This is a genomic window from Amycolatopsis samaneae, from assembly GCF_039541975.1.
Lineage (GTDB): Bacteria > Actinomycetota > Actinomycetes > Mycobacteriales > Pseudonocardiaceae > Amycolatopsis > Amycolatopsis samaneae.
The window spans coordinates 21,912-46,649 of the sequence record NZ_BAABHG010000021.1 but is presented as its reverse complement, the minus strand read 5'-3'; the positions used below and the strand labels follow the sequence as shown (position 1 = coordinate 46,649).

23 protein-coding genes and 3 pseudogenes are annotated in these 24,738 nt (G+C 70.2%); 17 read left to right on the top strand and 9 right to left on the bottom strand.

The window, feature by feature from the left end; genetic code table 11:
* Window positions 1-50: 50 nt before the first annotated feature.
* Together ABD987_RS39485 and ABD987_RS39480 are read right to left on the bottom strand one after the other, a co-directional pair.
* Window positions 51-653 (bottom strand): TetR/AcrR family transcriptional regulator, encoded by a 603-nt coding sequence (locus ABD987_RS39485; RefSeq protein WP_345406930.1) that lies wholly within the window; start codon window positions 651-653, stop codon window positions 51-53.
* A 9-nt stretch (window positions 654-662) separates the two neighbouring features.
* Window positions 663-1,889, bottom strand: coding sequence for an MFS transporter (locus tag ABD987_RS39480; protein ID WP_345406927.1), 1,227 nt, complete (start codon window positions 1,887-1,889; stop codon window positions 663-665).
* A 662-nt stretch (window positions 1,890-2,551) separates the two neighbouring features.
* On the opposite strand from ABD987_RS39480, the gene ABD987_RS39475 reads away from it, so the two are divergent.
* From ABD987_RS39475 to ABD987_RS39460, 4 genes and pseudogenes are all read left to right on the top strand, one after another.
* A complete protein-coding gene (locus tag ABD987_RS39475; RefSeq protein ID WP_345406924.1) occupies window positions 2,552-3,679 on the top strand; it encodes a carboxylate-amine ligase in 1,128 nt (375 codons plus the stop codon).
* Window positions 3,680-3,801: 122 nt separating this feature from the next.
* Window positions 3,802-3,960, top strand: a complete 159-nt coding sequence (locus ABD987_RS39470) for a hypothetical protein (RefSeq protein WP_345406921.1) — start codon at window positions 3,802-3,804, stop codon at window positions 3,958-3,960.
* Between the two features lie 17 nt (window positions 3,961-3,977).
* Window positions 3,978-4,136, top strand: coding sequence for a hypothetical protein (locus ABD987_RS39465; RefSeq protein WP_345407168.1), 159 nt, complete (start codon window positions 3,978-3,980; stop codon window positions 4,134-4,136).
* A pseudogene (locus ABD987_RS39460) lies at window positions 4,067-4,510 on the top strand (DUF6098 family protein). Before ABD987_RS39465 ends, ABD987_RS39460 begins: the two are co-directional and overlap by 70 nt.
* On the opposite strand, the gene ABD987_RS39455 reads toward ABD987_RS39460, so the two are convergent.
* Window positions 4,408-5,277 carry a helix-turn-helix domain-containing protein gene (locus ABD987_RS39455; protein WP_345406918.1) on the bottom strand — a complete coding sequence of 290 codons (870 nt, stop codon included), beginning with the start codon at window positions 5,275-5,277 and terminating at the stop codon, window positions 4,408-4,410. The pseudogene ABD987_RS39460 and the gene ABD987_RS39455 overlap by 103 nt on opposite strands.
* Window positions 5,278-5,432: 155 nt before the next feature.
* Between ABD987_RS39455 and ABD987_RS39450 the strand changes: the two genes are divergently transcribed.
* The 3 genes and pseudogenes from ABD987_RS39450 to ABD987_RS44665 all read left to right on the top strand — a co-directional run.
* Entirely contained in the window at window positions 5,433-6,347 is a 915-nt protein-coding gene (locus ABD987_RS39450) for an alpha/beta hydrolase family protein (protein ID WP_345406915.1), read from the top strand.
* Between the two features lie 110 nt (window positions 6,348-6,457).
* Window positions 6,458-7,402: an NmrA/HSCARG family protein gene (locus ABD987_RS39445; protein WP_345406912.1), complete on the top strand. Its 945-nt coding sequence runs from the start codon at window positions 6,458-6,460 to the stop codon at window positions 7,400-7,402.
* A 189-nt stretch (window positions 7,403-7,591) separates the two neighbouring features.
* Window positions 7,592-8,148: pseudogene (locus ABD987_RS44665) on the top strand (helix-turn-helix domain-containing protein); the annotation flags it as partial.
* Here ABD987_RS44665 and ABD987_RS39435 read toward each other — a convergent pair.
* A pseudogene (locus ABD987_RS39435) lies at window positions 8,050-8,592 on the bottom strand (FAD-dependent oxidoreductase); the annotation flags it as partial. The pseudogenes ABD987_RS44665 and ABD987_RS39435 overlap by 99 nt on opposite strands.
* A gap of 25 nt (window positions 8,593-8,617) precedes the next feature.
* Between ABD987_RS39435 and ABD987_RS39430 the strand changes: the two are divergent.
* Complete coding sequence (locus ABD987_RS39430; protein WP_345406909.1) at window positions 8,618-8,953, top strand: MFS transporter; 336 nt, start codon at window positions 8,618-8,620, stop codon at window positions 8,951-8,953.
* 45 nt (window positions 8,954-8,998) lie between these two features.
* Window positions 8,999-9,235, top strand: coding sequence for a hypothetical protein (locus ABD987_RS39425; protein WP_345406906.1), 237 nt, complete (start codon window positions 8,999-9,001; stop codon window positions 9,233-9,235).
* Window positions 9,236-9,319: 84 nt separating this feature from the next.
* On the opposite strand, the gene ABD987_RS39420 is transcribed toward ABD987_RS39425, so the two are convergent.
* Window positions 9,320-9,982 (bottom strand): GntR family transcriptional regulator, encoded by a 663-nt coding sequence (locus tag ABD987_RS39420; protein ID WP_345406904.1) that lies wholly within the window; start codon window positions 9,980-9,982, stop codon window positions 9,320-9,322.
* A 101-nt stretch (window positions 9,983-10,083) separates the two neighbouring features.
* Here ABD987_RS39420 and ABD987_RS39415 point away from each other — a divergent pair, with 101 nt between their 5' ends.
* From ABD987_RS39415 to gdhA, 4 genes are read left to right on the top strand one after another with little or no spacing between them, the layout of a single operon-like run.
* Window positions 10,084-13,437: a molybdopterin-dependent oxidoreductase gene (locus ABD987_RS39415; RefSeq protein WP_345406901.1), complete on the top strand. Its 3,354-nt coding sequence runs from the start codon at window positions 10,084-10,086 to the stop codon at window positions 13,435-13,437.
* Between the two features lie 8 nt (window positions 13,438-13,445).
* Entirely contained in the window at window positions 13,446-14,384 is a 939-nt protein-coding gene (gene lhpI / locus ABD987_RS39410) for a bifunctional Delta(1)-pyrroline-2-carboxylate/Delta(1)-piperideine-2-carboxylate reductase (RefSeq protein WP_345406898.1), read from the top strand.
* A gap of 47 nt (window positions 14,385-14,431) precedes the next feature.
* On the top strand, window positions 14,432-15,871 hold the full coding sequence (locus ABD987_RS39405; RefSeq protein ID WP_345406895.1) for a TIGR00366 family protein: 1,440 nt from the start codon (window positions 14,432-14,434) through the stop codon (window positions 15,869-15,871).
* A gap of 34 nt (window positions 15,872-15,905) precedes the next feature.
* Window positions 15,906-17,240: an NADP-specific glutamate dehydrogenase gene (gene gdhA / locus ABD987_RS39400; protein ID WP_345406892.1), complete on the top strand. Its 1,335-nt coding sequence runs from the start codon at window positions 15,906-15,908 to the stop codon at window positions 17,238-17,240.
* Between the two features lie 24 nt (window positions 17,241-17,264).
* On the opposite strand, the gene ABD987_RS39395 is transcribed toward gdhA, so the two are convergent.
* Genes ABD987_RS39395 through ABD987_RS39380 form a run of 4 tightly spaced genes read right to left on the bottom strand, consistent with a single transcriptional unit; the run spans window position 17,265 to window position 19,973 of the window.
* Window positions 17,265-17,855 carry an FAD-linked oxidase C-terminal domain-containing protein gene (locus ABD987_RS39395; protein WP_345406889.1) on the bottom strand — a complete coding sequence of 197 codons (591 nt, stop codon included), beginning with the start codon at window positions 17,853-17,855 and terminating at the stop codon, window positions 17,265-17,267.
* Window positions 17,856-17,908: 53 nt separating this feature from the next.
* Complete coding sequence (locus ABD987_RS39390; RefSeq protein ID WP_345406884.1) at window positions 17,909-18,553, bottom strand: TetR/AcrR family transcriptional regulator; 645 nt, start codon at window positions 18,551-18,553, stop codon at window positions 17,909-17,911.
* A 25-nt stretch (window positions 18,554-18,578) separates the two neighbouring features.
* A complete protein-coding gene (locus ABD987_RS39385) occupies window positions 18,579-19,784 on the bottom strand; it encodes an NAD(P)/FAD-dependent oxidoreductase (RefSeq protein WP_345406881.1) in 1,206 nt (401 codons plus the stop codon).
* Window positions 19,785-19,973 carry a ferredoxin gene (locus ABD987_RS39380; RefSeq protein ID WP_345406878.1) on the bottom strand — a complete coding sequence of 63 codons (189 nt, stop codon included), beginning with the start codon at window positions 19,971-19,973 and terminating at the stop codon, window positions 19,785-19,787.
* 207 nt (window positions 19,974-20,180) lie between these two features.
* Here ABD987_RS39380 and ABD987_RS39375 point away from each other — a divergent pair, with 207 nt between their 5' ends.
* The 4 genes from ABD987_RS39375 (at window position 20,181) to ABD987_RS39360 (ending at window position 24,573) form a co-directional block, all read left to right on the top strand.
* Window positions 20,181-21,464 carry a cytochrome P450 gene (locus tag ABD987_RS39375; protein WP_345406875.1) on the top strand — a complete coding sequence of 428 codons (1,284 nt, stop codon included), beginning with the start codon at window positions 20,181-20,183 and terminating at the stop codon, window positions 21,462-21,464.
* 375 nt (window positions 21,465-21,839) lie between these two features.
* A complete protein-coding gene (locus tag ABD987_RS39370) occupies window positions 21,840-22,955 on the top strand; it encodes an FAD-dependent monooxygenase (protein ID WP_345406872.1) in 1,116 nt (371 codons plus the stop codon).
* A 10-nt stretch (window positions 22,956-22,965) separates the two neighbouring features.
* Complete coding sequence (locus tag ABD987_RS39365; protein ID WP_345406869.1) at window positions 22,966-23,622, top strand: TetR-like C-terminal domain-containing protein; 657 nt, start codon at window positions 22,966-22,968, stop codon at window positions 23,620-23,622.
* A gap of 423 nt (window positions 23,623-24,045) precedes the next feature.
* Window positions 24,046-24,573: a hypothetical protein gene (locus ABD987_RS39360; protein WP_345406866.1), complete on the top strand. Its 528-nt coding sequence runs from the start codon at window positions 24,046-24,048 to the stop codon at window positions 24,571-24,573.
* The last annotated feature ends 165 nt before the right edge of the window (window positions 24,574-24,738 follow it).

Sequence of the window (24,738 nt, the reverse complement as noted above, 5' to 3'; positions counted from 1 at the left end):
CACCCACACCGGCGCCGCTGCCGCACCTGGCCGGGCGGCCGGTCACTCGGTCAGGCTCGGGCCCCGGGTTCGTCGGGCAGCAGGCTCCGCAGCATCGCTTCGAACTCGTCCGGGGTGGGCTTGCGGTCGGCCAGCAGGGCTCGCAGGAGCAGCCCGTCGTAGGCACCGACGAACAGTTCGACCCGTGCCGGGTCGGCGGTGTGGCGCCGAGCGAAGCCGGCGAGTGCTTTCGCCCAGCGGTCGGTCGAGTCGCGCAGTTCCGGCCGTCGCGCGGCGAGCAGGCACAGTTCGAACTCGGCCAGCAGCCGTGACCGGCCCGCCACCCGCTCGGCCATCAGCTCGGCCAGCGCCCGGCGGCTCGACACGTTGTCGCCGGGGGTGTCGGTGAGCAGCCGCAGCCGCGTCGCGTCCTCGTCGAGGCAACTGGTCAGGACCGCGGTGAGCAGGCCGTCGATACCGTCGAAGTAGTACGTCGGCGTGGTGGTGGGCAGGCCGGCCTCGCCGGCGACGCTGCGATGGGTGACGCCGGAGGCGCCGTCACGTTCGATGACCCGCAACGTGGCTTCGACCAGTGCGCGTCGGCGACGCTCGCCTTTGGCCCGGCGGCCGTCGGAGAACTCGTCGGTGTTGCCTGCGGGGCTCGGTTCGGTCATGCCCCGAAGCTAACCGCAGGCGGCGAGTTCGCCCACCGGGGCATGCGGCTTCGCCTCGGTCCTGGACCGCAGCGGCCGGTAGGCGAGCACCACGGTCAGCAACCCCAGGGCACCGGCGGCGATGGCGACGCCGAAACCGGCCCGCGTGCCCAGCGCGTCCACCACCTGCCCGGACACCGCGGCACCGAGCGCGATCCCGACGCTCAACCCGGCGATCAGCCAGGTCATGCCCTCGGTGAGCTTGGCCGCCGGCACCACCTGTTCCGCGATGCCCATGACGACGATCATGGTCGGGGCGAAGAACATCCCGGCGAAGAACACCGCCAGAGACAGCGTCATGACGTTGCCGACCACCAGGAACGGGAGCGTGGTCGCCGCCGTACCCGCCACCCCGAACAGGAGCAGCCGGACCGGCCGGACGTTCCAGGTGCGCGCGCCGAACACCAGCCCGGACAGGCCGGAACCGAGCGCGTAGGCGGAGAAGACGATACTCGCGGCGCCCTTCTGGCCCTGCTGCTCGGCGAAGGCCAGGCCCAGGGTGTCCACGGTGCCCGCGATCGCCCCGCCGAACAGCAGGGTGACGGCAAGGATCAGCACCGCACCGGACCTGATCGCCGAGCCCCCGTCCCGCTGGGTGCGCGGCCGCACGGGCGGCTCGGTGCGCTTCTGCGCGGTGAACAACACGACGCCGGCGACCAGGAGTGCCGCTGCCAGTGCCGGGCCGGCGGCCGGGAGGAGTGTGGTGCACAGCATCACCGCGAGCGCGGGCCCGATGATGTAGGTGAGTTCGTCCACAACGGACTCCAGCGAGTACGCGGTGTTCAGCTTCGGCGAGCCACGGTACAGCTCGGTCCACCGCGCCCGCACCATCGCGCCCATGCTGGGCATGAACCCGGCCAGTACCGCGAGGGCGAACAGCGTCCACATCGGACCTTCGTAGTAGGCGCATAGGATCAGTGCGCCCAGGGCGGCGACACTGATCCCGGTCGCCGGCACCAGCACCCGCCCCTGCCCGAGCCGATCCACCACCCGGGAAACCTGCGGGCCGATCAGTGCCATCGACAGCGTGAAGGTGCCCGCGACGGCGCTGGCGAGCCCGTAGCGCCCGCTCAACTCCGACAGCATGGTCAGGATGCCCATATGGGTCATCGGCAGCGACAGCCGGGCAACCAGACCCGCCGACGCGAAACCCCTGGCTCCGGGGGCGGCGAACAGCTCGCGGTAGAGGTTGGGCATGAGCGTCCCGTCGTCCAGGAAACAAGTTGAATACCTGTTCCACTTTCTATCACGGAGGGCCGCTCCCGGCCAGTGATCACGCTCTCGTCGTCTCCCCCAGCCCCGCACTCCACGTCAACGTCGGGATCGGGCCGGTGGTTTGCCGGTCGATCGCGACCGCACTCCGCGCTCCCGGCCGCTGCTAGCGGACGGGCGGCCGTGAACCGATCCGGCACCGGGGCCGGGATGCGCACGCGACGTGACCGCGGGATGCCACGGCTGGGCCCGCCAGCCCGCATCGAAGCTGTCTCGGTGGTGCGTCCCGGCCCCGGTGATCAGCTCACGCTAGTGACCGCCGCGGCTGTGCTCGCCGCCGCGGGCCTTGGCCTCGGTCGGCTGGGCTTGCGCGCCCCCGGCGACCTCCCCCGGCTGAGCTGAGCCACGCTCGACACGGCGAATGAGGGTGGCCCGGTCGATGGGGAGGCGGCGCCGGCCCCCTGCTGTGCCGACGCCGTCCGACCGGGCCACCCTCGGGCGCGACGCCCTCCGGGGCCGGTGGCTTGCCCCGCGTGGGGCGTCGAGTGTGAAACGGGTTCCCGAGATCCGGCTGATTACACGTCCCGGAGCTTTTCGCGACGAAGCGGGCGGGTAACTCACGGGGTACTGCCGGAAGGAGGGCGGCCATGTCCGACGAGGTGCCGACGATGGGCGTCGAAGAAGAGTTCCTCCTCGCGAGCCCCCGCACGGGACGGACGTCCCCGCGGGCCGACCGGGTCATCTCCCGCTGTGCTCCGGGAGAACTTCCCGGCGGCGCGGTCATCAACCGAGAGCTGCGGCTCACCCAGGTGGAATCGGCGACCGGGGTGTGCACCGGCGCCGACCGGCTCCGCGGCCAGCTGACCACGGCGCGCCGGGTGCTCGCGAGCGCCGCGCGGGCGGAGGAGTGCGCGCTGCTCGCCACGGGGACCTCGATCGGCCCGGGCCCCTGCGACGCTCCGGGGGCGGGCCCCGGGCGTTACGCCGACATCGACGCGGCCTACCGCGGCCTGGTGACCGACTACGAGGTGTGCGGATGCCATGTGCACGTCGGCGTACCCGATCCGGACACCGCCGTCGCGGTGGTGAACCACCTCGGCCGCTGGCTGCCGACACTGCTGGCGTTGTCCGCCAATTCACCGTCCGACCACGGCCGGGACACCGGCCACCACAGTTGGCGGATGGTGTTGCAGTCTCGGTTCCCCGGGGCGGGCATCGCGCCCCATCTGCGCGGGCACGCCGAATACCGGAAGGCCGTGGACACGCTGGTGACTTGTGGCGGGCTGGTCGACCCGGACCAGAGTTTCTGGCTCGCGCGGCCGTCGAGCCGGTTCCCGACCGTCGAGTTCCGGGTCGCGGACACCGCGCTGACCGTGGACGGCGCGGTGTTGCAGGCGCTGCTGAGCCGCGCGCTGGTGCGCCGCGCCCTCACCGACCTCGATCACGGACGGGAAGCGGCGCCGTTGTGCCCGCAGGTCGCCGCGACAGCGGTCTGGACCGCTTCGCGGCACGGGCTCACCGGGTCCTTGGTGGATCCGGCGGTCCAGCGGCCGAGGCCGGCGTGGGAACTGGTCGGCGCGCTGCTCGCGCACGTACGACCGGCGCTGGCCGCCACGGGCGACCTCGACGAAGTCGAGACGCTGCTCGGCGTCCTGCGCCGGGAAGGCACCGATTCGGCACGCCAGCGCACCGCAGCGGCCGACGGGACGCGGGGCGCCGTGCGCTGGCTGGCCGAGCAGACGGTGCCCGCGCAGGAGAGCACGCTCGCCGGGTAGCACTCGACCAGGTCGCGTGCCGGGCGGGACGGCCGCTCGGCGTTTTTCCGCACGGACACGGGGTATCCGGTCCTCTCGGCCCGGTGGAGTACCGGGCGGTTCCTGACACACCGGAGGTTGTCGTGCTCGCATTGCTGGTGACGCTGCTCGTGGTCTGGGCGGTGGTGTCGGTCCTCGGCTTCGTGATCAAGGGGCTGGTATGGCTGGCGATCGCGGGAATCGTGCTGTTCCTCGTGACAGCCGCGTTCGGTTTCCTGCGCCGAAACAGTCTCCGGAGCTGAGCCGGGTCCGGAGACCCGTGAACGCCGAGGACATGCCGACGATCGGGCACATCGACAGCCTGGTCGAGCTGTACGAGAGCGAAAACGGCGACCGGCTCCACCTCCGGTGGTCCCATGGCCCGGCGGACGATCTGGGCAGGGCAGGAGAAGGCCGCAGTCCAGCCGGGACGGGCTGACCGGGATCGCCTTACCGGGCCTGTCAGCCAATCCGCCGCGGGTACAGCCGTGGTGGGGAGACCGGTCTCCGCGGTTGTGACTGGCTCGCAGGCTGCATGACTACCGGCACCTGCGTGAGTCGCGTGGACCGGGCGTACGGCCGTGGCTGTTGCGTGGTTCCGAAACCGGACGGGGTGTAATGACCACGAGCGTTGTTGACAGTGTTCTCGATCTCAGCGGGTCCTCAGGGCTGGCGCGTCAGTGTGTCGAGGTCGACGGGGCACCCGGCTGCTATCGGTGCGGGTGGCCGGCTGGGTCGGGATCGTGGTCGGCGGCCCAGCTGGCGAGGATACGCAGGGCGTCTTCGGAGTCGCTGCCCGGCTCGGCGCCATAGGCGAAGAGGATGAGGCCGTCGGCGGGTAGTTCGAGGGATTCGTAGGTGAGGTGGAGGGTGCCGACGACGGGGTGGTGGATGGGTTTGGCGCCCTGGTGGTACTGGCGGACGTCGTGGCCGGCCCAGCGGGTACGGAATTCGTCGCTGCGGGTGGACAGCTCACCGATGAGATCGGTGAGGTCCTTGTCGTAGGGGTCGCGGCCGGCCTGGGCGTGCAGGAGTGCGACGAGGTCGTCGGCGGCGCGTTCCCAGTCGCCCCAGAACTGGTGGGAGCGGGGGTCGAGGAATACGAACCGGGCGTGGTTGGGAGTGGCGCCCCGGGCGGCTTCGATCATGGGGGCGTACAGGGCACGGCCGAGAGCGTTGGCGGCCAGGACGTCACCGCGGCCGTTCAGGACGAACGCCGGACCGGTCATGGAGTCCAGGAGGCGTCGCACGTTCGGCCGTACCGTGGCGGTGGCCGGGCGGCGTCGGCGGCGGGATCCTGGACCGGCGGTGCGGGCGAGGTCCTCCAGGTGGGTGCGGTCGTCCTGGCTCAGCCGCAGCGCCCGGGTCAGGGCGTCGAGGACCTGGCCGGAGACTCCGGAGAGGTTGCCGCGTTCCAGTCGTGAGTAGTACTCGACGCTGATCCCGGCGAGCTGGGCGACCTCGGAGCGGCGCAGTCCCGGCACCCGGCGGTTGCCGTAGGCGGGCAGCTCGGCCTGCTGTGGGCTGATCTTGGCGCGGCGGGAGGTCAGGAACGCCCGGATCTCGGCTGCGTGGTCCACAGTGTCCAGTTTAACGACGTTCGCTCTACAGAGGGATGTCCTACCAGTACACCTTTCCCCAGTGGCTTCCCCCCAGCCCGAAAGTTACGTTCCTATGGCGAGAGGGAAGTACCGGACGATCTCACAATAAAGAGGAAAGAACAGGAGAAACTGTCATGTCTGATGCCTCGGAAATGATCAATGGCCTGGTCGGCGGGATGTTCACCCGCCCGGTCCGGACACCGCTCCTGCACACTCCCGACGAGTACGGGATGTCCTATGAGGATGTCACCTTCCCGTCCCTGGACGGCACCCCGCTGGAGGCGTGGTGGATCCCCGCCCCCGGCTCGGACAAGCTGATCGTCGCCAACCATCCGCTGCCGATGAACCGCTACGGCTTCCCCTCGCACTTGGAGCCGTGGAAGCAGATGGTCCCCGGCGGCAACGACTTCGAGGTCAACTTTCTGCCGGAGTACAAGGCCCTGCACGATGCCGGCTACAACATCCTGACCTACGACGCGCGCAACCACGGTCACAGCGGTGCCGCCAACGGCGAGCTTTTCACCTGGGGTCTGTTCGAGTCCCGTGACGTCGCCGGTTCGCTGCAGTACGTCAAGTCCCGGCCCGACGCCGCCGGTATGACGCTTGGTCTGCTCAGCCGCTGTATGGGCGGCAACTCCACCTATGTCGCGATGGCCCGCCACCCCGAACTCTTCGAGGACGTCCGTTGTCTGGTCAACCCGCAGCCGGTCTCCCTGCGCGTGATGGCCGGACAGGCCCTCGGCGCGGTGGGCATCGCGGACCGGATCGACGACTTCGACCGCGCGTTCCAGCTGGTCACCAGTTTCACCATCGACCAGGTGTCGCCCATCGAGTACGCGAAGAGCTGCCGGGTCCCCACCTTCATCACCCAGGTCCGGGACGACGTATTGACCCGGCCCGAGGACGTACAAGCGATCTTCGACGCGATCCCCGTCGCCGACAAGAAGCTGTTCTGGATCGAAGGCAGCACCCGCCGCTGGGACGGCTACACCTACTTCCCCGAGCATCCGGAGCAGCTGATCGAGTGGTTCGACAAGCACATGGACTGAAGCCGTTCCGCCTCGTCACACAGGAAGCGCCGCCGGCCGTGAGCTGAACCATCGGCCGCAATTCAATCGAGTTGAAGCATCAATTTGATGCTTCAAAGGAGACAGCAGCCATGAACGGCAAGAAGATCATCGCGGTCACCGGCGCCACGGGAGGCCAAGGTGGCGGTGCCGCCCGGGCGATCCTCGCCGACCCTGATGCGGGCTTCGCGGTGCGCGCCCTCACCAGGAATCCCGATTCGCCCGCGGCCAGGGAACTCGCCGCGCTCGGGGCCGAGGTCGTGCAGGCCGACTTCGACGACGAGCCGAGCGTGCACAAGGCATTCGAGGGCGCCTACGGTGCCTTCCTGGTCACCAATTTCTGGGCCCACGGCTCGGCGGCGAAGGAAACCGAGGAAATCAACGTCCTGGTGCGGGCCGCCAAGACGGCGGGCCTTCGGCACGTGGTCTGGTCGACGCTTGAGGACACCCGCGAGTTGCTTCCCCTGGAGGACGACCGGATGCCCGTCCTTCAGGGTGAGTACAACGTGCCGCACTTCGACGCCAAGGGCGCGGCGAACGAGCTGTTCCGGCAGGCCGGGGTTCCCACGACCTTCCTGAACGCCACCTTCTTCTTCCAGGGCTTCCTGCGGAACTTCGCTCCCCGGCGCGGCGAGGACGGCGTGCTGACCCTTGCCCTGCCCCTCGAGGACGGCAAGCTGCTGGCCGGAGTGGACGTCGAGGACATCGGCCGCACCGCATTCGCCGTCTTCAAGGGTGGCGAGCGGTTCATCGGCGAGACCATCGGCCTGGCAGGCGACCACCTGACCGGGGCGCAGTACGCGGAGAAATTCGCGTCCGCGCTCGGCGAGCCGGTGCGCTTCCAGGCGGTGCCCTACGACGTCTTCCGCTCCCTGGACGTCCCGGCCGCCGACGAGATCGGCAACATGTTCCAGTACTACGGCGACTTCGACCGGGAATTCACCGGAGCCCGCGACCTGACCACGGCACGGCAGCTCAACCCCGCGCTCAAGAGCTTCGACGCCTGGTTGGCCGGCAACATCGCGCACGTGAACTGAACCCAGGTCGGTTCCTCGGGCCGCCCGGACGGCCCGAGGATCTCCACCGTCGCCACGGCAGCGACGCGAACGTCCCGGCTCCACGCATCTCGATTGCACCCCTCATGACTGCGACCCGCCCGAAGCCGGGTCCAGTCGCGTGTCCGCGGTCACCGGCGACATCCCCCGCACACATCCGCAGAGGTCTTCTTGTCCCACTCCAACGCCCGGCTGACCGTCCACGGCAGACGGCTCCTCGTCGACCGGGTCCGAGGCGGCAGGCCCATCGCCCACGTGGCCGACGAGATGGGCATCTCCCGCGCGACCGCCCACAAATGGGTCCGCCGCTGGAAAGCCGAAGGTGACGCCGGCCTGTACGACCGCCCCAGTCGGCCACGGACCACTCCCCACCGCACTCCCGCCGACATCGAGGCCCGCATCTGCGAGCTGCGGCGTGAACGAAAAGTCGGCCCAGCGAGGATCGGCCCGATTCTGGGACTGCCCACCTCGACCGTCCACCGAGTCCCGACCCGCCACAACCTAAACCGCCTGCGCTGGTTGGACCGACCCAACGCCGCGGCTGAATGCTCGCGACCCAGCAGGTGCCCGGCCAGCACGTGCGCGGCGGCGGTGCCGCCGGTCATACCCCATTGGCCGAAGCCGGTGGCCACCCACAACCGCCGGGTGCCCGGCAGATAGCGTCCGACGTACGGCAGATCGTCCACAGTGGACAAATCGTGTGCGGACCACCGATGGGTCACCTTGCCCAGCCGGGCGTGCCGGTGCGCCCACGCGGCGAGCCGTGCGTAGCGCCGCTCGACCTCACTCGTGGCACCGACCCGGTAGTGCTCGCCTCCCGCGAGCACCATCGGGCGCCCGGCCTCGGCGTAGCCGCGCACCGAATGATGCGTGTCGGCGTCCAGGTACATGCCGTCCGGCACAGTGCCGCCGGCCGACTCGCCCGCCACGACGAGATCGCGCACGGGGTCGAGCCGCGCGAAACAGAGCCCGCGGTCGAAGATCGGGTAGGGATAGTGGGTGGCGACCACGATGTCGCCGGCGGTCAGGTCGCCCCGCGACGTGCGGACCCGCCCCCGCGGCCCGAGTGCCTGCGCGCGGAGGTCCTCGATGATGACGCCGCCCGCCTCCTCGATGCGTCCGGCGAGGGCGAGCAGCCACCGCCGAGGATGGAAGTGGGCCTGCCCCGCCACCCGGACCGCGGCCTACCTGACCGACGTGCTGCCCGTCGTCGCCCTCGTCGGGATCGGCATCCCGCTCGTCACCCCGGCGATCACCGCGACGGTCCTGGCCGCGGTCCCCGACACCCGCACCGGCATCGCCGGCGCGGTGAACAACGGGGTGGCCAGAATGGCCGGCCTCCTCGTCGTCGCCGCGCTGCCGCTACTCGCCCGGCTTCCGCAGGACGCCACGGGCGATCGCGGGGTGCTCGACCGCGGGTTCGACCACAGCATACGGATGGGTGCCGGTCTGTTCGCCCTCGGCGGGTTCGTCGCGTGGTTCGGGATCCCCGCTGATCGGACCCGAAGGGGCCTCATGGTGAAGTGGCCCTGAACGAACTATTGGTGTTACGAAAGGGTAACGGCCACAATGGTGGCCATGCACCCCGGCCACGGTGACGACCCGTTCGCCCAGTTCCGCGCGAACATCGACGACCTCGCCGACACCTACACCACCCTGCTGCGCGAACACGGCAACGCCGACCACGCGACCCTGCGCCTGCTGGCCACCGTGCCACCCGAGGACAAGAACTGGTTCTCGGTCACGCTCGCCTTCGCCATCGCCGAACTGGCCCAGCACCGCCTCCACGCGGAGCCGGGCGCGTACATCGAGTAGCTTTCCCCTTCGACCCGCGAGGTCGGCCGAGCCGGATCCGGTCACGCCAGGGGATTCACCCACGCGGAGCGTGGTGATCACGAATCAGTCCTGTGTCTGCGCCCAGTCGGCCCGGATGTGCCGCAGATGGGCGTGGACCAGTTCTTCCAGGCGCGCGCTGTCACGATCGGCGATCGCGGCGAGGATTTCGCGGTGCTCCCGCGCGGAGTCGGCCAGCGTTCCGCGTTCGGCGAGGTTTTCCAGGCCGTAGAGACGGGTCTGGTCGCGCAGGGTGGCAACGGCGTCGACCAGGCGCCCGTTGCCGCCGCAGGCGAGCAGGTCGAGATGGAAGTGCCGGTCCGCGTCGAGGAAGCGGACGACGTCGCCGGCCTCCGCGGCGTCCTCGATGTCCCCGGCGAGCGCGCGCAGCCGGTCGAGGTCGGCGTCGGTGATCCGGGCCGCGGCCTTGAGCGTGCCGGGCAGTTCCAGGAGCACTCGCATTTCGTAGACCTCGTCGAGGTCCCGGTCGCTCATCGGGACCACGCGGAACCCGCGGTTGCGCACCGGCTCCAGCAGCCCCTGGTTGACCAGCGTGAGCATCGCCTCCCGCACGGGACTGCTGGACACCCGCAGGCGCGTGGCCAGGGCCGAGGCGGAGTAGATGTCGCCCGGCCGGATCTCTCCGGACACCAGCGCGTGCCGGACGTGTTCCAGCACCTGGTCCCGCAGGCTGGTGTGCTGCAGCAGCCCGGCGGCGGGTTCGGCCACGCGCGTCTCCATTCATCCGTTCTTGACTTCTCGGCTTCCGCGATGCATCTTACACGTCACCGGTATGCGGTTACCGGTGACCGATTACCCGGGAGTAACTTATGGAGACCGAGGTACGGGGCTACTGCACGCTCTGCCGTTCGCGATGCGGCGCGATCTACACCGTCGAGAACGGCACGATGACCGGCGTCCGGCCGGATCCCGCACACCCGACCGGCGCGGCGATGTGCCCCAAGGGCCGCGCCGCGCCGGAGATCGTGCACAGCCCCCGCCGGTTGACCACCCCGCTGCGGCGCACCACGCCGAAGTCCAACCCGGACCCGAAGTGGGAAGCCATCGGCTGGGACGAGGCGCTCGACGAGATCGCCGCGCGGCTCGGCCGTATCGCCGCCGAGAGCGGACCGGAGGCGGTCGCCTTCGCGGTGACCTCCCCGAGCGGGACGCCGCTGTCGGACTCGATCGCCTGGATCGAGCGGTTCGTCCGGCTGTTCGGCAGCCCGAACATCTGCTACTCGACCGAGAACTGCAACTGGCACAAGGACTTCGCCCACGCGTTCACTTTCGGCTGCGGGCTGCCGGCACCGGACTTCGCTGGCACGGACTTGGCCGTGCTGTGGGGACACAACCCGGCGAAGTCGTGGCTGGCGCAGTCGGCGGCGCTGGCCGAGGCGAGGACGAACGGGGCGGCGCTGGCGGTCGTCGACCCCCGGCGCTCGGCCGCGGCGCGCGAGGCCGAGCACTGGCTCCGCGTGCTGCCCGGTACGGACGCCGCACTGGCACTGGGGGCCGCCGGACTTCTACTCCACAGTGGACGGTTCGACGCGGAGTTCGCGCGGGCCTGGTCGAACGGTCCGCTGCTGGTCCGCGCCGACACCGGCCGCTTCCTGCGCGCCGAGGAGCTCGAAGCCGGACTGCGCGGGTTCGTGGTGTGGGACGAGCGAACGGGCGCTCCGCGGCCCTACGACACGGACTACCCCGCGACGGATCCGGACCGGTTCGCACTGCGCGGGAAACGTCGCGTCACCACGAGGTCCGGAGCCGTCGACTGCGTTCCCGCGTTCGAACGGTACGCCGACGCCTGCGCCGCGTGGCCGGTGGAACGGACCTGCTCGGTCACCGGCGTCGACCCGGCCTCCCTGACGGCCTTCGCCGACGCGCTCGCGTCCGCGCGTTCGGTCGCCTATCACGGCTGGACCGGCGTCGGCCAGCACGCCAACGCCACCCAGACCGAGCGGGCGATCGCCACCCTGTACGCGCTGACCGGAAGTTTCGACGCGCCCGGCGGCAACGTCGTGCTCCCCCGCCCGCCCGTCAACGCCGTCACCGCGCCCGATCAGCTCGCGCCCGCCCAGCGCGCGAAGGCGCTCGGGCTCGACGAGCACCCGCTGGGTCCGCCCGCCAACGGCTGGGTCACCGCCCGGGCGCTGTGCCGGTCCATCCTGTCCGGCGAGCCGTACCGGACCAGGGCCATGGTCGGCTTCGGCGGCAACATGATGTTGTCCCAGCCGGATCCCCGGCGGACCGCGGCCGCGCTGCGCGAACTCGAGTTCTTCGTGCACCTCGACCTGTTCGCCAATCCCACCGCCGACTTCGCCGACATCGTCCTGCCGGTCACCAGCCCGTGGGAGCACGACGCGATCAAGGCGGGCTTCGAGATCACCGAGCGCGCGCAGGAACACGTCCAGTTCCGGCCACGCATGGTCGCCCCGGCCGGCGAGTCCCGTTCGGACACCGAGATCGTGTTCGAGCTCGCCCGCCGCCTCGGCATGGCCGACGACTTCTTCGGCGGCGACCTCACGGCCGCCCGTGACCACGTGCTCGCCCCGCTCGGGCTGACCACGGCGGACCTGCGCGAGAAACCCGGTGGAATACGTCTCCCGCTCGAAACCAGGCACCGCAAGTACGCCGAGGTCACCCAGGACGGGACGGTCACCGGTTTCGCCACGCCCACCCGCCGCGTCGAGCTGTACTCGCAGCGGCTGGCCGACCACGGCTATCTCCCCGTTCCGGACCACACTCCCCGCCACGACCAGGATCCGCGTTTCCCGCTCCTGCTGACGTGTGCGAAGAACGGCTACTTCTGCCACAGCCAGCACCGCGGGATCACCTCGCTGCGAAAGCGCTTTCCAGAACCGACCGTGGATCTCGCCGCGGACCTCGCCGTCGACCGCGGCATCGAAGACGGGCAGCAGGTGACGATCTCCACGCGCAACGGTTCGGCGCGGATGCGCGCGAGGATCGACCCCGCGCTGGACCCGCGAGTGGTCGTCGCCGAGTACGGCTGGTGGCAGTCCGCGCCCGATCTCGGACTCCCCGGCTCCGACCCTCAGAAGACCGGCGGCGCCAACTACAACCTGCTCGTCGACGACACCGACCACGATCCACTCAGCGGCGCCGTCCCGCTGCGCTCCACCGCCTGCGACGTCCGGCCCGTGACCGACGAACGCTGGAGCGGGCGCCGCGAGTTCGTCCTGACCGATGTCACCGCGGAAACCCCGGACGTCCGCGCCCTAAGTCTGTCCCCTGTGGAGGGTGGGCCGCTGCCGGAGTTCCGGCCGGGCCAGCACATCACGCTCACCGACACACGCGGGATCGGCCGGAGCTACTCGCTGACCGGGCCCGCCGACGACGACGAGTACCACGTCGCGGTGCGTCGCGTCGAAGGCGGCCAGTTCTCCGAGTTCGTCCACAACGGACTACGCGTGGGCGACCGGGTCGAGGTCACCGCCCCGGGCGGACCGTTCGTGATCCCCGCCGACATCGAGTTCCCGGTGGTGCTGCTGGCCGCCGGGATCGGGATCACTCCCTTCCTCGGTTACCTGGAAACACTCGCCGACCGCGGCGGTTCCGTGCCGGAAGTCGTTCTGCACCACGGCAACCGCGACTCGTCGACGCACGCCTTCGCCGCGCGGATCCGGGAATTCGCGAAGCGGATCGACCGGCTGACCGTTGTCGACCACTACAGCAGGCCGTCCGCCACCGATCGGCAGGGCCGCGACTACGATGTGCCCGGCCGCATCCGCGCCGAGCACATCGACGCCGAGCTGATCCGGCGGCGAGCCCGGTTCTACCTGTGCGGCCCGGAGACTATGCTCGCCGAGCTCACCACCGGCCTCGTCGAACGCGGCGTCCCGCGCTTCGACGTCTTCGCCGAGAAGTTCCACGCCGCTCCCCAGGCGCTCGACATCCCCGCCGACGCCGAAGCCGATGTCCACTTCGGACGGTCGGGCCGGACGCTGCGCTGGCGCCGTGCCAACGGCACGCTGCTGGACCTGGCCGGCCGCGCCGGGATCACCCTGCCCAGCGGCTGCCGGGTCGGCCAGTGCGAAAGCTGCGCCGTGGCCGTGCTGGCCGGACAGGTCGCGCACCTGGTCGCCCCGGCCGGCGAACTGCCCGACAACACCTGCCTCACCTGCCAAGCCGTACCACTCACCGACCTGACCCTGGACGCCTGAGGAGAACCATGCTCACCATCACCGCCGACGACACGGCACGCGCACTGACCTTCGACGCACTGATCCCCGTGCTGCGCGAGGGTTTCCGCCGGGGCGCCCACACCCCCGACCGGCACGCCCACACCCTCGACGAGGCGGCCGGGTCCTCCCTGCTGCTCATGCCGTCGTGGAGCGACGGCGCCTACCTCGGTGTCAAGCTGGTCACCGTCTTCCCCGGCAACAACGCGCTCGGACGCCCCGCCCTGTCCTCGGCCTACGTTCTCAGCAGCGCCAGCACCGGCGAACACCTCGCCGTGCTCGACGGCGACGAACTGACCCGCCGCCGCACCACCGCCACCTCGGCGCTGGCCGCGTCCTACCTGGCCCGCCCGGACAGCCGGGTCCTGCTCGTCGTCGGCGCCGGCCACATCGGCGGGATGGTCCCGGCCGCCTACCGTGCCCTGTTCGACCTGGACACCGTGCTGATCCACGACGCCGACCCCGCGGCCGCGCGGCGGCTGGTGACCCGGCTGCGCACCGGCGGCCTCGACGCGGAGGTCGTCACCGACCTCGCCACCGCGGCCGGACGCGCCGACATCGTCAGCTGCGCGACGCTGGCCACCACGCCGGTCATCCACGGCGCGTGGCTGCGCCCCGGCACCCACCTCGACCTCATCGGCAGCTTCCGGCCGCACATGCGCGAATCCGACGACGACTGCCTGCGGCGCGGCACGGTGTACGTCGACACCCCGACCGCGCTGGTGGAATCCGGCGACCTCGTCCAGCCCGTCGCCGCCGGGGTCTTCGATCCCGCCGCGATCGCGGGAACCCTGAGCCAGCTCTGCCGCGACGAGGCGGCCGGGCGCCGCGATCCGGACCAGCTCACCGTCTTCAAGGCCGTCGGCAGCGGCCTGGCCGACCTCGCCGCCGCCGAACACGTCCTGCACACCCTCGCCCAGCCCGCCTGACCGGCGGCACCGCACCTCCAGCACACCCGAGCAGCAAAGGAGCTGCCATGGCCCAGCCCACCCCCGCGGTCCCGTCCGCGCCGCCGAGAGCCGGTTTCCTCGCCAGGACGGCGATCCGTGCCGCGAACTGGTCCGAACGCTGGTTCCCGAACACGCTGGTGTTCGCGCTGCTCGTCGTGGCGCTGGTCGCGGTGGCCGCGGTCGCGATCGGCGCGTCCCCGGCAAACGTCGCCTCGGCCTTCGGCGGCGGGTTCTGGGATCTCATCCCGTTCACCATGCAGATGGCCATGGTAGCCATCGGCGGCTACGTCGTCGCCACCGCGGGTCCGATCCGGCGGGTGATCGACCGGCTCGCCCGACGGCCCCGCACCGGACGCGGCGCGATCGCGATGGTCGCCGCGCTCAGCCTCGTCTCCGCACTGTTCAACTGGGGATTCAGCCTCATCTTCAGCGCGTTGCTGGTCCGCCGCCTCGCGGCACGACCGGACCTGCGGATGGACTACCGGGCCGCCGGGGCCGCCGCCTACCTCGGCCTCGGCGGCAGCTGGGCGCTCGGGCTGAGCTCCTCGGCCGCGCAGTTGCAGGCCAACCGCGCCAGCATCCCCTCCTCGCTGCTTCCGGTCACCGGGGTGATCCCGTTCCGCGAGACCATCTTCGCCTGGCAGTCCCTGCTGCTGGCCGCCGTCGTGGTGGCGGTGTGCGTCGCGGTGGCGTTCTTCTCCGCGCCCCGCGGCACGCTCGTCCGTACCGCGGACGATCTGGGCGTCGATCCGCGTGACCCGGTCGAGCAGGACCCGCCCCGCACCCGGCCCGGCGAATGGCTGGAGTACAGCCCGCTGCTCACCATCGTCGTCGTCGCGCTCGTCGGCGGCTGGGCGGTCCGGGAATTCGGCGCCAAGGACCCGATCGTCGCGATCTCCGGGCTCAACACCTACAACCTGTTGTTCCTCACCCTCGGCCTGCTGCTGCACTGGCGCCCGCGCCGGTTCCTCGCCGCGGTCACCAAAGCCGTCCCCGCCACCGGCGGCGTCCTCATCCAGTTCCCCTTCTACGCCGGGATCGCGGCGATCCTCACCAAGGCCACCGACAGTGCCGGACACAGCGTCTCCCACTACCTCGGGGCCGCGTTCACCGGCGCCACCTCGGCCGGGCTGTTCCCGCTGGTCATCGGCGGCTACTCCATCGTGCTCGGGTTCCTGATCCCCTCCGGCGGCGGGAAATGGGTCATCGAGGCGCCGTATGTCATGCAGGCCGCCAACGACGCCCACGTCAGCCTCGGCTGGACCGTCCAGATCTACAACGCCGCCGAAGCCCTGCCCAACCTCATCAACCCGTTCTGGATGCTCCCGCTGCTGGGCGTGCTGTCCCTCAAAGCCCGCGACATCGTCGGGTTCACCTTCACCTACCTGATCGTCCTGCTACCGCTCGTCCTCGGGCTGCTCACCCTGCTCGCACCCACCCTCGCCTACCACCCTCCCCTCCACTGAGAACCGTCCACACCGGACGAAACGAAAGGCAGCCATGACACCGGACACCGCGCGCATCCACGACGAGATCGTGCGCCGCAACCCCGCCGAACCCGAATTCCACCAGGCCGTCGCCGAGGTCCTCGGCTCCCTCGAACCGGTGCTGGCCCGCCATGCCCACCTTCGTGAACTCCGGCTGCTCGAACGGCTCTGCGAGCCCGAGCGACAGGTGATGTTCCGGGTCGTGTGGACCGACGACCACGGCGTCCCGCGGCTCAACCGCGGCTACCGCGTCGGCTTCAGCTCCGCGCTCGGCCCCTACAAGGGTGGTCTGCGCTTCCACCCGAGCGTCACCCTCGGCACCGTCAAGTTCCTCGCCTTCGAACAGATCTTCAAAAACGCCCTCACCGGGCTCGGCCTCGGAGCGGGCAAGGGCGGCGCCGACTTCGACCCGGCCGGCCGATCCGACGGCGAGGTGATGCGGTTCTGCCAGGCCTACATGACCGAGCTGTACCGGCACATCGGCCCCCACACCGACATCCCGGCCGGCGACATCGGCGTCGGCACCCGTGAACTCGGCTACCTGTTCGGCCAGTACAAGCGGATCACCAACCGCTTCGACGCCGGTACCCTCACGGGGAAAGCCCACACCATCGGCGGCAGCCACGTCCGCACCGAAGCCACCGGCTACGGTGTCACGTACTTCCTCGAAGCCATGCTCGCCACCCGCGGCGACACCCTCGACGGCAAAACCGCCGTCCTCTCCGGCAGCGGCAACGTCGCCACCCACGCCGCGGCCAAACTGCACGACCTCGGTGCCACCGTCCTCGCCTGCTCCGACTCCACCGGTACCCTCCACGACCCGTCCGGGCTCCGGCTCGACGTCCTGCACGAGATCAAAACCGCGCGACGCAAACTCGACGCCTACCCCGAACTGGTCCCCCACGCACGATTCCTCCCGGGCACCACGCCCTGGGACATCCCCTGCGACATCGCCGTACCCGCCGCCACCCAGAACGAGCTCGACGAATCCGACGCCATCGCCCTCACCAAGAACGGGCTGCGCGCACTCGCCGAAGGCGCCAACATGCCCTGCACCCCCGCCGCCATCGACGTCTTCCGCGACGCCGGGATCGCCTTCGCGCCCGGCAAGGCCGCCAACGCCGGCGGTGTCGCCACCTCCGCGCTGGAAATGCGGCAGAACGCCAGCCGCGAACGCTGGGACTTCCCCACCACCGACCAGCACCTCGCGACCATCATGCGCGAGATCCACGACACCTGCCTCACCACCGCCGACGAACACGACCGCCCCGGCGACTACACCGCGGGAGCGAACATCGCCGGATTCCTCACCGTCGCCGACGCCATGACGACACTCGGCATCGCCTGAAGGTCCGGTGAAGAGACCGTGCTGCTACTCCCCTACCGTCGAAAAGGCCTTCCCCGGGTTGAGAATCCCTGCGGGATCCAGCGCCTGTTTGACCGCGCGATGCATGTCCAGCACGACCGGGTCCAGCTCCCGGCTCAGGCCGGACCGCTTCAACCAGCCGACCCCGTGCTCCCCGGCGATCGTCCCGCCCAGTTCGATCGCCTCGGACATGATGTCCTCGAATGCCCGGCGGGCCCGGGCGTCCAGTGTCTCGTCGGCGGGATCCAGGATGAGCAACGGATGCAGGTTCCCGTCCCCGGCGTGGGCGATGTTCGCGACGGTGACCTCGTACTTCCTTGCGATCCGGTCGATTCGTCCCCACATCTCCGGTATCGCCGCGATCGGCACGCAGACGTCCTCGGTCAGCACCGGCCCCAGCCGCTCGAGCGCGGGATAGGCAAGGCGGCGCGCGGCGAACAGCATCTCGGCCTCGCCCGCGCTCTCGGACTTCTCGGCGAGCGTGGCGCCCGCTTCACGGAAGCAGTCCACCAGCGTCGACGCCGCCTGCCGGGCCACGCTTTCCGCGTCGTCGAACCGCGCGAGCAGCATCACGTCACCTTCCAGCGACAGCCCCATGTTCTTCCAGTCGTCGACCGCGCAGGCAGTGCCGGTACTCGTGAACCGACGGGCTACGACGCTTTCGTGGTGGCTCCGGGGGTGGCCTGACCCGCGCGGTCGGTGGCGAGCACCTTGAGCAGGGAGCGCAGTTCCGTCAGGGCGGCTTCGGTCATTTCGGAATCCGCCAGGACCAGCTGGTGGAGCACCAGGCCCTCCAGCGCGGCGAACACCAGCCCGGCGAGCGGGAAGTCCGCGCCGCCGGGCAGCATACGCGCGAGCTCGCGGCGGGTGGCGTCGAAGTACTCGTCGTACAGTTCGCGGATCCGGGGCAGCAGCTCCGGCCTGCGCCGCGATTCGAGCAGCAGTTCGTACTGGAACGCCTGGGTTTCCGGCTCCGACGTGACCATTGTGGTCAGTCCGGTCGCGAAGTCCGTGACCTCGCCGGTGCCCGGTTCCAGCAAGCTGGACCGCACGCTGGCGCGCACGGTGTGGGCGAACGCCTCCGCGATCAGCGCGTCCCTGGAGCCGAAATGGTGCACGACCAGACCATGGGTGACACCCGCCTCCTCCGCGACCGCGCGGTAGGTGAGCTCACGCAGGCCACCACGGGCCACCACGCGCACAGCGGCCTTCAGCAGAGCCTCACGCCCTTCTCCGTACTGAACGCGCTTGCGCGGCCGTCGTGGCTTTCGCGCCACCTTCGGCGAATCGGTCATGGTCGCGACCGTACCGAGACTTTCCTTACGTGGTAAAGGAGGGTTGCTCGAGCAGCCGGGCCCGGTAGGGCGTGGCCGCCGCGGCGGCGCGGCCGCCGAGCGCCACGACACCGATCAGCAGGCCGTCGCGGTGGTAGCCGACGACGACGTCACCGTCGAGATCGCCTTCCAGCACGCGCACGTCGTCCTTGCCGAGCGTGGGCGCGCCGAAAGACTGCAAGCGGAACTCGTACTGGTCGCTCCAGAACATCGGCAGTGGCGCGAACGGCGCCGAGCCGGGTTCGGCACCGGTGAGCTGGCCGACAAGGACCTTCGCGGCGTGCTTGGCGGTGTCGGCGGGGATCGACCAGTGCTCGACGCGGCGTGGCACGCCGTCGTACCGCGCGTTGGGGAAGCGTGCCGCGTCACCGACCGCCACCACGTACGGCAGCCCACCGACTCGCAGATGCTCGTCGGTGAGCACGCCGTCGGACAGGTCCAGTCCGTTGCCCGCCAGCCATTCGGTGTTCGCGACCGAACCGATCGACTCCACCACCACGTCGGCGGGAACCCCGGTGCCGTCACCGAGGACTACGCCGCCGACGCGGTCGTCCCCCGCGAAACCGGTGACACCGGTGCCGAGCGCGAAGCGCACGCCGTGTTCCTCGTGCCGCCGGAGCAACGCGCGTGCGAGCAGTTCGCCAAGCGGGCCCACCATGGGCAGTGGCAACGGATCGACGACGGTCACCCCGGCGGCGCCAAGGCCGCCGGCCGTGGCGGCCACCTCGCAGCCGATGAAGCCCCCGCCGACGACGACCAGCCGAGCACCGGGCCGGGTCAGCTCCTCGCGCAGCCCCCGCGCGTCGGCGAGCGTGCGCACGGTGTGGCGGCCCGCGAGCGGCCCTGGGCACCGCAGCCGCCGGGGACGCGTCCCGGTGGCGACGACCAGTCCGTCGAAGGACAGTTCCTCGCCACCGCGCAGAGTGACGACGCGATCGGCCAGGTTCGCGGCGACCACGGAAGTCGCGAGCCGCCACTCCACGTCCGCGACGGACGCCTTCGGCCTGAAAGTCAGCGACGCGAACGACGCCTTGCCCGCCAGCACCTCCTTCGACAGTGGAGGCCGGTTGTAGGGCAGGTGCGGCTCGTCCCCGACCACCGTGATCGTCCCCGTCCAGCCGGCGGCACGCAGCTGCTCGGCGGCGCGGAGACCACCCAGCGCGGCACCGGCGACGACGATTCGGGAGTTCACTCAGTCCTCGATCCGGATGGCCTGCAGCGGACAGACGTCGGCGGCCTCCTCGACCTGTTCGCGTAGCGCGTCGCCGGGCATGTCGACGTAGGCGAGCCGGCCGTTTTCGTCCAGCCGGAACACTTCCGGAGCCGCGAACACGCACTGGCCGTGGTCCTGGCACTGGGTCATGTCGACGACAACCTTCACGATGGATCCTCCTTTTGCCGAGGGCGCCGGCACGGGGGCCGAAAGTGACGGCGCACCTCGTTCGCCCCCAAACAAGATAGGAAGACGACAGCGGCCGGGTCAACACCTGTCCGGATGGATAATTTTCTGGCGTCTTCTCTTGTTCACCGCCCGTCCGCGACATATTGTTCGTGCCCAAATGGTTGACCCCCAAGGAGGCCGGACACCATGACCACCTCGCCGCACACGGCCGTCACCGAGCCGCTGCCCCTGGACCAGGTCGACCTGGCGAACCCGGACAACTTCACCGACGCGATCACGCCGTGGCGCATGTTCCACACCCTGCGCCACCAGGACCCGGTGCACTGGCAGCCCGAGCCGGGGAGCAACTCCGGTTTCTGGTCCGTGACCAGACACGAGGACATCGTGCGCGTCGACCGCGACCCGGCGACCTTCACCTCCACCAGGTTCGTCAACCTCGAAGAGGTCGACGAGAACCAGATCACCAGGCGCGCCTCGGTCCTGGAGATGGACGGCCTGCGCCATCGCGCCCTGCGCGGCCTGCTCCAGCGACAGTTCGGCGCGGGCGTCATCAACGGCTACACCGAATTCCTGCGCGGGCTGACCGCGAAAACCCTCGACACCGCACTCGCCAAGGGGCGCTTCGACTTCGTCGCCGAGGTCTCCGCCGACTTCCCCATCAACGTACTGGCCCGCCTCCTGGACGTGCCGGACGAGGACACCCGGCAGCTCATCGACTGGGGCAACCGCATCATCGGCAACACCGACCCCGAGTACGCCGACGTCCTGCTGGACAGCGCGGAAAGCGAGAAGTACCGCGACCTTCCCTTCCGTTCGCCCGCCGCCCTCGAGGTCTTCGACTACGGCCGCGAGCTCGCCCGGCAGCGTCGCGGCGGCAACGGCACCGACCTCGTTTCCCGGCTCGTCAACGAGACGCCGCGCGACGGCGTCCCGCTTTCCCCGCAGGACTTCGACAACTACTTCCTGCTGCTCGTCGTCGCCGGCAACGAGACCACTCGTCACACCATCACGCACTCGATGCTCGCCCTCATCCAGCACCCCGACCAGCTCTCCCGTCTCCAGCACGACCCCTCGCTCATCCCGGCCGCCGTGGAGGAGTTCCTGCGCTGGGCCTGTCCCGTGTACCACTTCCGCCGCACCGCCACGCGCGACGTCGAACTCGGCGGGAAACAGATCAAAGAAGGTGACAAGGTCGTGATGTGGTTCGCTTCCGGCAACCGCGACGAGGAGGTCTTCGGCAACCCCTACGACCTCGACGTCGCCCGCCGGCCGAACGACCACCTCACCTTCGGCAAGGGCAGCCCCCACCTGTGCCTGGGCAACCTGCTGGCCCGCACCGAAATCCGGATCATGTTCGAGGAGCTGATCCCCCGCATCGGCCGCATCCGCCTGGCCGGAGACGTCCCCAGGGTACGTTCCAACTTCGTCAACGGCATCAAAAAGCTGCCCGTGGAGGTCACCACCGCCTGACTCGGTCCTGTGTGGACACCGCGGCCGGCTCCGCAAGAGTCACCTGTCGGAATGTCCGGGCTCGTGACTCGACAGACGTCGACGCCTCCCGCGGGTACGCGGGTGCTGGACTGTACCGGGTTGACGGTGACGCCGGGGTTGATCGACGCGCATGTGCATCTCGGGTTGTCCAGTGACATGGAGCCGAGTGAGCTCGCCGAGTACCTCGCGCACCTCGTTGTTCGCCCGTTCGCACGAGTCCTTTGTGTGCTCAACGGCTTCCGAACCGTCGACGAAGGCCCCTGCCCCGGTGACCGGCCAGGCACCACTAGCTTAAAGTGACAAAAAGTCGCTATAGTGGCGGTGGCAGGAGGCCGACGCGACGAAGGAGCGATCATGCGGATTCTGGTCAGTGGAGCGGGAACAGCCGGGCTGAGCGCCGGCATCGACCTGGCGCGCGCCGGTCACGAGGTCGAAATCGTCGAGCGGACGAACCGTCTGCGCGCCAACGGCTCGCCGATCGACGTGCGCGGCGAGGCCATCGAGACCGCGCGCGGTATGGGCATCCTCGACGCGGTGCGCGCACACCGGATCACGATGACCGAGCAGACGAAGTTCGTCGACCGGTCCGGCGCGGCCGTCGCCCCCTTGGTGCTGCAGGAGATCAACGAGACGCCCGACGACATCGAGCTCCCCCGTGAAGACCTCATGGCCATCCTGCGGCAGACCCTGCCCGAGCAGGTCGAGCTGCGCTTCGAGGAGCGCGTCGTGACACTGGTCGACGACGGGGACCGGGTCGCGGTCACCTTCGCCTCCGGCCGCGAGGCCGCCTATGACCTCGTCGTCGGCGCCGACGGAGCGCACTCGGCGGTGCGTCGGCTGGTGTTCGGCGAGGAGAAGGAGTTCACCGAGCACCTCGGGGTGTACGTGGCGATCGGGGACGTGCCCGGCCAGACGGCTCCCGGCACCGCACGCGTGACGGAGATCCTCAACCTGCCGGGGCGCTTCGCCGGCGTGGCCCGCTACCGCGACAAGGCGCTGGGAATCTTCGAGTTCCGGTCCGAGCCGATCGACTACGACCACCACGACCTGGGCGCGCAGAAGCGCATCCTGGCCGAGGCCTTCGCCGGGATCGAGGACTGGAAGGTCCCCGAGCTGGTCAAGACCGTCCTGGCGGACCCCAACCTCTACTTCGACGTGCTCGCCCAGATCATCATGCCGGCCTGGCACAAGGGACGGGTCGTGCTGATCGGGGACGCCGCGCACTGCGCGACCCCGATGGCCGGGCGCGGCGTCTCGCTGGCCCTGCTCGGCGCGTGGACACTCACCGAGGAGCTCGATCGTCACGGCGACGACCTCGAATCGGCGTTCGCCGCCTACGAACAACGCCACCGCCCCCACGCCGCGGCGGCCCAGGAGTTCGCGCGCGGCGGGGCCGACCTCATGGTCCCCGCCACCTGGGAAGCCATCGAGGCGCGCAACACCCGGCTGCGCGCGGCACAGCCGCTGTAGGCTGCCACCCGTGGCAGAGGACGAACCGACGCGAGGGCCCGCCCGCCGCCCGGGCGGGCGCACCGCCCGGGTGCGGCACCGGATTCTCGAGGCCGCCGCCGCGTTGATCGCCCGCGAAGGGATCGGTGGCCTGCGCTACGAACAGGTCGCCGAACTCGCCCAGGTCAACAAGATGAGCGTCTACCGCAACTGGCCCGATCGCACCACGCTGGTCGCCGACGCGCTCACCACCTTCGGCACCGACGCCGCGCCCCTGCACGACTCCGGCGACCTCGACGCCGACCTCGTCGACTTCCTCGAAGCCCTCGCCGCCACCACGGCGAGCCCGCAGGGCCGGGCGCTGCTGAGCGTGGTGGCCTCGGCCAGGGAGAACCCCGAACTGCGGGCCGTCGTCGACGAGGTGTCCGACCGGCGACGGGCGATCCTGCACGACCGCCTGCGGACCGCGGTCGAACGCGGCGAGCTGCCCGCGATCGACGTTTTCTTCCTCGGTGCGATGCTCACCGGACCCGTCCAGCAGTTCGTCACCCGTGGTGAACGCGCGTTCACCCGAGCCGACGCGCAGCGGGTCAGCGCGATCGTGCTCGCGGGCGTCCGCGCCACAGCCGTCCACGACGGCGCCCCGGCCGCCCGCGAACCCGATGCCGGAGAAACCCGGCACCCCTAGATTCTCGCACCAGGGGGCGACCTCGCCGACGGCGGCCGGACGGGAAGTGTCGAACACTCTCCGGGGTTGCGCTTCGGTCACGGTTGAAGATCTTTCGCGCCCTTTCGCGGAAATTTTGAGCCGCTAAGGTATTGTTTCAGCGAAATCCAATGCGGATACTTCCTGCCCGCTATTTGTGTTCCCGGCCACCAGGTGGCGGCCGCGAATATCGGGGGATGGCGTGGCGTGAAGCAATGGAGAGGTTCCTCGGGGTGGGGGTGGCGCCGTGCGGCGAAGTAATGGCGCGTGTCGGTCTGGTGATGGCGATCGCGGTCGCGGCGGGACCACGCGGTCCCCGGCCACTACACCGCGTGCGATAACGCGTACGTAGGTGAAATCCGTTCCGCGACTCCGTTGACAAAGGGAGCGGGAACCCCGAACGCGATGGCTTCGCGCCCGCGCACAGAATTCAGCCAGCAGGAAGGAACCAGGAAAATCACTGCCAAGCGTTTGACCGTCATCGCGAGCCGGCTGACCGTCACCGGGGACGTGCTACTGGGCGCGGGAGCCGTCATGGCGATCGCCGAGCCTTCCGGGCCCGGTTTCAATTTCGGCGCGGCCGGCTCCCTTTTCTTCGGTCAGTGCGCGGCCGGGGCGGGGCTGCTGCTCGGCGTGGTGGCAGCGCTGGCCTGGCTGCGGGGAAGGAGAGGCGACCGGCAGCCTCCCGCACAGCTCCTGGCCCGGGAAAGGCGCCTCAGGGGCTTGACCGCGGCCGCGGTCGGCCTGATGACCATCGGGGCCGCCGTACTGGGCGCGGGTCCTCTCTTCGTCCAAAAGGCACCGGGCAGCGGCTTCAACGATGTCATTCCGGTCTTCCTGGCCGGCCTCGGCGTTTCCGTTGCCGGCTTGCTGGTGGGGACCCTGCCCGCGTTGCACTGGTTGTCGAAGCGGTGGGCCGAGGTCGATCGCTGACGTCGCGCCCTCGTGTCGGCGCAACCGACCACGGCGGCCCAGGCGATACAGGTGTGCGCCCGGCGCGAAGCGGTACGGATCCCTGCTCACCGTCGCTGCCCGTCAGCTTCGACCAGCCCTGTCTCGCGCCCCTGCGCGAGACAGCCGAGACCATCAGGGGCCTAC